This window comes from Subdoligranulum sp. APC924/74 (assembly GCF_003324125.1).
In the GTDB taxonomy this organism is placed as follows: Bacteria; Bacillota; Clostridia; order Oscillospirales; family Ruminococcaceae; genus Gemmiger; species Gemmiger qucibialis.
Genome location: NZ_PSQF01000119.1, coordinates 1 through 7,220 on the forward strand (window position 1 = coordinate 1; position 7,220 = coordinate 7,220).

8 protein-coding genes are annotated in these 7,220 nt (G+C 56.5%); 6 read left to right on the top strand and 2 right to left on the bottom strand.

All coding sequences use genetic code 11. From position 1 onward, the window contains the following. Window positions 1–263: 263 nt before the first annotated feature. Together C4885_RS14735 and C4885_RS14740 are read right to left on the bottom strand one after the other, a co-directional pair. Window positions 264–842 (bottom strand): DUF4364 family protein, encoded by a 579-nt coding sequence (locus tag C4885_RS14735; protein WP_114001060.1) that lies wholly within the window; start codon window positions 840–842, stop codon window positions 264–266. Between the two features lie 121 nt (window positions 843–963). Next, window positions 964–1,872: a S1 RNA-binding domain-containing protein gene (locus tag C4885_RS14740; RefSeq protein WP_114001061.1), complete on the bottom strand. Its 909-nt coding sequence runs from the start codon at window positions 1,870–1,872 to the stop codon at window positions 964–966. A 216-nt stretch (window positions 1,873–2,088) separates the two neighbouring features. Here C4885_RS14740 and C4885_RS14745 point away from each other — a divergent pair, with 216 nt between their 5' ends. From C4885_RS14745 to C4885_RS14770, 6 genes are all read left to right on the top strand, one after another. Further along, window positions 2,089–2,277 (top strand): DUF951 domain-containing protein, encoded by a 189-nt coding sequence (locus tag C4885_RS14745; protein WP_114001062.1) that lies wholly within the window; start codon window positions 2,089–2,091, stop codon window positions 2,275–2,277. Between the two features lie 63 nt (window positions 2,278–2,340). After that, a complete protein-coding gene (gene prfA, locus C4885_RS14750; RefSeq protein WP_114001063.1) occupies window positions 2,341–3,417 on the top strand; it encodes a peptide chain release factor 1 in 1,077 nt (358 codons plus the stop codon). A 31-nt stretch (window positions 3,418–3,448) separates the two neighbouring features. Next, window positions 3,449–4,468: an L-threonylcarbamoyladenylate synthase gene (locus C4885_RS14755; RefSeq protein ID WP_114001064.1), complete on the top strand. Its 1,020-nt coding sequence runs from the start codon at window positions 3,449–3,451 to the stop codon at window positions 4,466–4,468. A 1-nt stretch (window position 4,469) separates the two neighbouring features. After that, on the top strand, window positions 4,470–5,093 hold the full coding sequence (gene coaE / locus C4885_RS14760) for a dephospho-CoA kinase (protein WP_114001065.1): 624 nt from the start codon (window positions 4,470–4,472) through the stop codon (window positions 5,091–5,093). Then, window positions 5,068–5,709, top strand: coding sequence for a lytic transglycosylase domain-containing protein (locus tag C4885_RS14765; protein ID WP_242979613.1), 642 nt, complete (start codon window positions 5,068–5,070; stop codon window positions 5,707–5,709). The genes coaE and C4885_RS14765 overlap by 26 nt, the downstream gene beginning before the upstream one ends. Window positions 5,710–5,747: 38 nt before the next feature. Beyond that, entirely contained in the window at window positions 5,748–7,139 is a 1,392-nt protein-coding gene (locus C4885_RS14770; protein WP_114001066.1) for an aminopeptidase, read from the top strand. The last annotated feature ends 81 nt before the right edge of the window (window positions 7,140–7,220 follow it).

Sequence of the window (7,220 nt, forward strand, 5' to 3'; positions counted from 1 at the left end):
GTATTATCTGCGCTTTTGGCTTAGCAGCTGCCGCACCTCGCTCGCCGTATCGGCACTTAGAATTATGCGGTATTGCCATAGCATAAGATACGCCCCTGCAATGAACAGAAACTGACAAAACAGCCCCGGCTTTTACCTGATTGCATTCAGGAAAAAGCCGGGGCTGTTTTTTGCTTATTTGATGGTATGCAATGATGATAAGATGGTAACTTGGCTATCCGTACTGCTATTATCATATACGGCAGGGGAGTGCCGATATAATTTTACCGTACTCCCTCCGGCGGGCGCTGTTCATCGCTCAGTGGCTGGGTCAACAAATTCAGCACTTTGTTGTAAATTTCGCTCCCGCAGGCTACAAAATGGTCGCGCACCTGTTCAGCGGTCATGGCGTCCGGCATCGTCACCTGCAGGGTGAATGCGCCGTGCTGCTGGTTTTTATCCTGAATGGTGCAGGTTACGCGGTAACGGTCACCGTCTTTTTCAATGTCGGCATGGTTCTGGGCCGCCTTGTGCACCCAGCTCTGGATGCGGATAACTGCCAGAATCGCACTTTCTCGCACGCTGCGGGGCAAATCTTCCGAGAGAGTCTGAGCCACTGTGGTACCTTTTTCGGTAATGGTGTAGCCGTTGGCTCCCTCAATGGCCAGCCCCTGGGCCACAAGGTCGTTCAGCGCGCCAACAAATTCAAAATAATTGACCAGCTCTTCCTGCAAAAGCGCAGCCTCCATGGCTTCACGGGTCACAGGCCCCACGCTTTTAATCAGGTAGCACAGCAAAATACGGATCTCGGTATCATTGGTCAAGCCGCCCATCTTTACACCGGCGGTAAATGCTTCTGCCATGGTCTCACTTCCTGAACAGGGGGCACAGGCAGCACCGTGCCCTCAAACTTTACTTTGTAATTATTATACAGGAGTTTCAAAAAACTTACAAGCGCAAAATTCTTGCCCGCTTAAGCCGGCTTCAAAACACCGTTTCGATCTGCTTGCGGCTTTGCGGGGTGGAGTAGATCCATCGGTCCAGCCGCCCACGGGTCACAAAATAGTGTGGCTCAAACCGCATTTTCTGGTTCAGGTTCTTGTTCACCACCACCAGCTTGATCTTCATTTTATCTGGCAGAATGCTTTTAATATACACGCTCACCGTCTGGCCGGGGTGCAGTGCCGTATCCGGCTCCGCCAGCCCGGCCAGGTTGGGGGCAATCTCAATGAACACACCGTAATCTTCCACACTGCGCACAATACCCACCACGGTCTCCCCGGCGGCAAAGCAGGCGGCGTTCTCACTCCAGGTTCCAAGCAGCTCCCGCAGGGTCAGCACAATGCGGTCCTGCTCATCCCGGTTCTTGATGGCGCACAGCAGCTGCTGGCCCACCGTTACACGGTCTGCCGGCGAAGCAATCCGCGAAACGGAAAGGCAGTCGATTGGCAGCAGTGCTGAAATGCCGCACCCGACATCGCAGAACGCGCCAAAGTTTTCAATGTGTGTTACCGTGCAGGGAATCACGCTGCCGTTTTCCAGCTGGTCCAGGTACTGCTCCCGGCAGGCCCGCTGCGCCGCCGCGCGGGAAAGCAGATAAACGGCCTCGCCGTTTTCATCCTGCGTCGTACCCTGGACCACAAAACAGGTCGGCCGCCCCACGCGGGTCAGCACAGCGATCTCTTTGACTGTCTCACCGGGGGCAGTGTCCAGACATTCTTCAAACGGCATATACGCATGGTGCCCGCACAGCTCAAAGCGCAGGCGGCGGTTGGTATCAAAGGCAAGGGCTGTGCTTTGCAGCACCTCCCCGGCGGCAATGCAATGATCCAGCTCTTCCCGCCGCAGGTGGGAAGCGTTGCGGCAAAGTCCTTCAGCACGGTATTCAAGCATTTGTTTTCCTCTTTTCTTATATATAAAATAAAAGAACAACGATCATAGCTGCCGCTACCGCCAAAAGTTCACAAAAGATTCTCCTGGCGGGGGCAGCTTTTCCCGGCAGGGCTATTTTCAAAACTGCCGGGATGGTATATAATAATATCTGTATCGCATTGTTCACAGGTACAGCCTGTAGCCCTGCGGACCAGATCAAAGAAAGGCGGTGGAAGAATGGACGTTCAGGTTGGTGATGTGATCATAACCAAAAAGCCGCACCCCTGCGGGGCCAACCGGTTTGACGTACTGCGCGTGGGCATGGATTTTAAGATCCGCTGCCAAAAATGCGGCCATGAGATTATGCTGCCGCGCGTAAAGATTGAAAAGAACATCAAAAAAGTCCTGCGCAGCGGGGAAGAGTAGCGGCAAAAGCTCTTTAACCATCCGGCACAATTTTGTGCCCCTAATGTAAGGAGATTTGCCCCTATGTTTGACGATTTAAGCCAGGTAAAGCGCCGCTATGAGGAGCTTGCCTACCGCATGACCACCCCCGAAGCAATGAATGACCCCGCGGCCTATGCAGCCATGATGCGGGAGTATAAGGAACTGACCCCCCTGGTGGAAGCATACTGCAGCTATACCGCCCTGCAAAAAGAAGTGGACGAAGAAAAAGCGCTGCTGGATGCCCCCACGGAGGATGCTGCCTTTAACGATATGGTACAGCAGGAATTACGCGAAAACTGGCAAAAACTGGAAGACCTGGAACAAAAAATCCGCCTGCTGCTTTTGCCCAAAGATGCCAACGATGAAAAAAGCATCATCATGGAAATCCGTGCGGGTGCCGGCGGCGAGGAAGCCGCCCTGTTTGCCCACAGCCTGCACCGTATGTACACCATGTACGCCGCACGCCAGAACTGGGCCTGCTCCGTCATCAGCCTGAACGAGACCGAGCTGGGCGGTGTAAAGGAGATCACGTTCTCGATCGAAGGGCCCGGCGTTTACAGCCGCTTAAAGTTTGAAAGCGGCGTTCACCGCGTGCAGCGCGTGCCGGAAACCGAGACCCAGGGCCGCATCCACACTTCCACCGCCACCGTTGCCGTCATGCCGGAAGCCGAGGAAGTGGAGCTGGAACTGAACCCCAAGGACCTGCGCATTGATACCTTCCGCTCCTCCGGTGCAGGCGGCCAGCACATCAACAAAACGTCGTCCGCCATCCGGGTGACCCACCTGCCCACCGGTATGGTGGTGGAGTGCCAGGACCAGCGCAGCCAGCGCGAAAACAAAGAGCAGGCATTGAAAGTTCTGCGCAGCCGCCTGCTGCAGCAAAAGCAGGAAGCATATGACCAGGAATATAACGCCAAGCGCCAAAGCCAGGTGGGCAGCGGCGACCGCAGCGAGAAGATTCGCACCTACAACTTCCCGCAGGACCGCGTGACCGACCACCGCATCGGCTTGACACTGCGCAATTTACAGGATATACTGGACGGCAACCTTGACCGGGTGATTGAGCCGTTGATTCTGGCCGATCAGGAAGAAAAGCTCAAAAATAACCCCATCCAGTAACCCCACATCGTAAAAGAAGGAATTAAGATCTATGAATACTCAGGTTTTGCCTGTTAATGAGGAAAGCATTGCCCTTGCCGCCAAACTGCTGCAGCAGGGGGAACTGGTAGCTCTGCCGACCGAAACGGTGTACGGCATTGCCGCCGATGCCCGCAACGGTGAGGCTGTCAAAAAAATTTTTGAAGCCAAAGGCCGCCCGCAGGATAACCCGCTGATCGTGCATATCTGCGGCATGGAAATGCTGCACGGCATTGTGTCTGAAGTGCCGGAACGCGCCAAAAAGCTGGCCGCCGCATTCTGGCCCGGCCCGCTCACCATGGTCATGCCCCGCGGACCGGAAGTGTCCGAAGTGACCTGTGCCGGGCTGGATACGGTCGGCGTGCGCATGCCGTCCCATCCGGTGGTGCAGGCGGTCATCAAAGCCAGCGGCGTGGCGTTTGCCGCCCCGTCTGCTAACCTTTCCGGCAAGCCCAGCCCCACCAACGCACAGGATACCTTTGTGGATATGGATGGCCGCCTGCCGCTGATTCTGGATGGCGGCGAAAGTGCTGTCGGCGTGGAATCCACCGTCGTGGCCGTGACAGGGGAACACCCGATGATCCTGCGCCCCGGCTATGTGACAAAAGAACAGATGGAAGCCGTTCTGGGCGAGGAAGTTCTTGTCAACCACGCCATTCTGGAAAAGCTGAAAGACGGCGAAGTTGCGCGTTCCCCCGGAATGAAGTATAAGCATTACGCCCCCAAGGCGGATGTGACCATCCTGAAAGGCAGCTTTGATGCCTACCGCGATTATATTACCGCCCACGCTGGGGACGGCGTCTGGGCGCTCTGCTTTGACGGCGAGGAAGCCCAGCTCCCCGTTCCGGCCATCTCTTACGGCAAAGAGGGGGACGGCATCAGCGAAGCGCACAACCTGTTCACCGTGCTGCGGGAACTGGACCGCAAGGGTGCCAAAACCGTTTATGCCCGCTGCCCGCTCAGCGATGGCGTTTCCATGGCCGTGTATAACCGCCTGATCCGTGCCGCGGCGTTCCGCGTGGTGGAGGTCTGATATGCAGATCATTGGCATTACCGGGCGTTCCGGCTGCGGCAAATCCACCCTGACGGACAGCATCCGTGCCGCGGGGTTCCGCTGTGTGGATGCCGACCAGGTGGCGCGGGAAGTTCTGCTGCCGGGTTCGCCCTGCATTGTGCAGCTCCAGCAGGAATTCGGTGCCGATATTGTGGATGAAGCCGGTCAGGTGCGCCGCCGCCTGCTGGCGGACCGTGCCTTTGCCACACCGCAGGGCACCGCTCGGCTGACCGCCATTACCCAGCCGGAAATCTACCATCGGTTGGATCTTGCCATGGCGGAAGCCCGGCAGGCGGGGGAAAAGCTCTTCTTTGTGGACGGCGCGGTGATCGTGGGTGCCCCGTTCCAAAAGCGGTGCAGCCATCTCGTTTTGGTTGCCGCGCCGTATGAAACCAGCGTGCAGCGCATCTGTGCGCGGGATGGCATTGCGCCGGAAATGGCGCGCCGCCGCCTGGACGCTCAGCTGCCCGAAAATGTCTTGCGTGCCGCCGCAGACTTTGTGATTGAAAACGATGGAACTTTGCAACAGATGCAGCAGCGCTGCAATGCGCTGTTGACTGCCCTGCGGAAGGAGGCTTATGGCGAAACGTCAGACGAAAAATAAGCGCAAACGCTCTGTGCTGGCACCATCCCCGCCGCAAATGGTTATTTTGCGGGTGTGTATGGTGCTGCTGGCTCTGCTGCTGGCGGCTATCACCCTGTTGAACCGCGGCAGCGATACCGTAATGAACACCGCATACCCCCGCAAATATGACGAGTATGTAACCTATTACGCGGGCAAATATCAAATTGACCCTTACATCCTGTATTCCATTATCCGCACCGAAAGCAATTTTAACCCGCAGGCTGAATCCAACGTTGGCGCACGCGGGCTGATGCAGATCACCGAGATAACATTCGACTGGATCAAAACCAAGATTGCGCCGGATGAACCCCTTACATTTGATGATCTCTATGACCCGGAGGTAAACATCCGCTTTGGCAGCTATTTTATCAGCTACTGCCTGCAGCGGTATGACGATGACCTGGCCACCGCCGCAGCCGCCTACCACAGCGGGCTTGGCACCGTGGATACCCTGCTGGCGGACAGCCAGTATTCGCAGGATGGCAAGGTACTGGATGCTTTCCCGTACCCGCAAATGCGCCGCTATGTGCAAAAAGTAACGGACGCATACGCGCAGTACAGTGAAATATACGGCACGGCGGATAGCTCCGGCTAATACCCCTGCCCGAATTTGTAAGAAGAAAGGATACCATCATGAAAACAACACAGGAACTGAAAGAACTGTTGTATAAAAACAAAACAGTCGCTGACCAGCAGCCTGATGCCATTGCAGAAGCCAATGCTTTCTGCGAAGGTTACAAGGCTTTCCTGAACGCTGCCAAGACCGAGCGCGAAGCCGCCGCTTATAGCGAGCAGCTGCTCAAGCAGGCTGGCTACAAGCCCTTTGTGCCCGGCATGGCACTGAACGCAGGGGATAAAGTCTACCTGATCAATCGCAGCAAGTGCGTGCTGGCAGCTACCATCGGCGAGCGCAGCATGGCCGAGGGCTTCCACCTGAACATTGCCCATATTGATTCCCCGCGCCTGGACCTGCGCCCGGTGCCGCTGTTTGAAAAGGATGGCCTGGCTTACTTCCGCACCCACTATTACGGCGGTATCCGCAAGTATCAGTGGCCTACCATCCCGCTGGCGCTGCATGGTGTTGTCTGCCGTGAGGACGGCACCACCGTAACCATTACCATCGGTGAAAACGACGAGGATCCCGTCTTTACCATCACTGACCTGCTGCCCCATCTGGGCCGCGAACAGAACCAGAAAAAGCTGCCCGATGCCATCACCGCCGAAAACCTGAATGTCGTGCTTGGCTCCCTGCCCATTGCGGACGCTGATGCCGAAAACCGCATCAAGCTGAGCATTCTCGGTCTGCTGAACGAGATGTACGGCATTACCGAGCGTGATTTTGTCACCGCTGAAATTGAGATTGTGCCCGCATTCAAGGCCCGCGATGTTGGCCTGGACCGCTCCATGATCGGCGCTTACGGCCATGATGACCGTGTGGACGCTTACCCGGCCCTGATGGCTGAAATTGAGGTACAGCACCCGGCCCACACCACTGTCTGCATCCTGACCGATAAAGAGGAGGTCGGCTCTGACGGCGTGACCGGCATGAATAGCATGTATGCCTACCACTTCCTGCAGCAGCTCTGTGCCGCCACCGGTGTGGATTCCATTGCTGCGTTCCAGGCATCCAAGTGCCTGTCTGCCGATGTTACCGCTGCTTATGATCCCAGCTTCTCCGAAGCATTCGAGCCGGATAACGGCACCTATGCGGGCCGCGGCGTTGCAATTTACAAATACACCGGTGCAGGCGGAAAGAGCTCTACCAGCGATGCCAACGCCGAACTGGTCAGCTACCTGACCCGCCTGATGAACAAGAACGGCGTGGTTTGGCAGATCGGCGAAATGGGCCGCCTGGACCTCGGCGGCGGCGGCACTATTGCCAAATATGTGGCCAACCGCGATATTGATACCATTGATATCGGTGTGCCCGTTCTGGCCATGCACTCTCCGTTCGAGGTCGTTTCCAAGGCCGATGTTTACATGGCTTACCGCACCTTCCGGGCTTTCTGTGCGGATGCTGAGTAACGCTTAAGGCAATACCGCATAATTCTAAGTGCCGATACGGCGAGCGAGGTGCGGCAGATGCTAAGCCAAAAGCGCAGATAA

Excerpts from the sequence above, each read along its gene's own strand:
- C4885_RS14755 (WP_114001064.1), top strand. The coding sequence starts at position 3,449 with ATGAATACTCAGGTTTTGCCTGTTAATGAGGAAAGCATTGCCCTTGCC.
- C4885_RS14745 (WP_114001062.1), top strand. The coding sequence starts at position 2,089 with ATGGACGTTCAGGTTGGTGATGTGATCATAACCAAAAAGCCGCACCCC.
- C4885_RS14735 (WP_114001060.1), bottom strand. The coding sequence starts at position 842 with ATGGCAGAAGCATTTACCGCCGGTGTAAAGATGGGCGGCTTGACCAAT.
- C4885_RS14740 (WP_114001061.1), bottom strand. The coding sequence starts at position 1,872 with ATGCTTGAATACCGTGCTGAAGGACTTTGCCGCAACGCTTCCCACCTG.
- C4885_RS14765 (WP_242979613.1), top strand. The coding sequence starts at position 5,068 with ATGGCGAAACGTCAGACGAAAAATAAGCGCAAACGCTCTGTGCTGGCA.
- prfA (WP_114001063.1), top strand. The coding sequence starts at position 2,341 with ATGTTTGACGATTTAAGCCAGGTAAAGCGCCGCTATGAGGAGCTTGCC.
- coaE (WP_114001065.1), top strand. The coding sequence starts at position 4,470 with ATGCAGATCATTGGCATTACCGGGCGTTCCGGCTGCGGCAAATCCACC.
- C4885_RS14770 (WP_114001066.1), top strand. The coding sequence starts at position 5,748 with ATGAAAACAACACAGGAACTGAAAGAACTGTTGTATAAAAACAAAACA.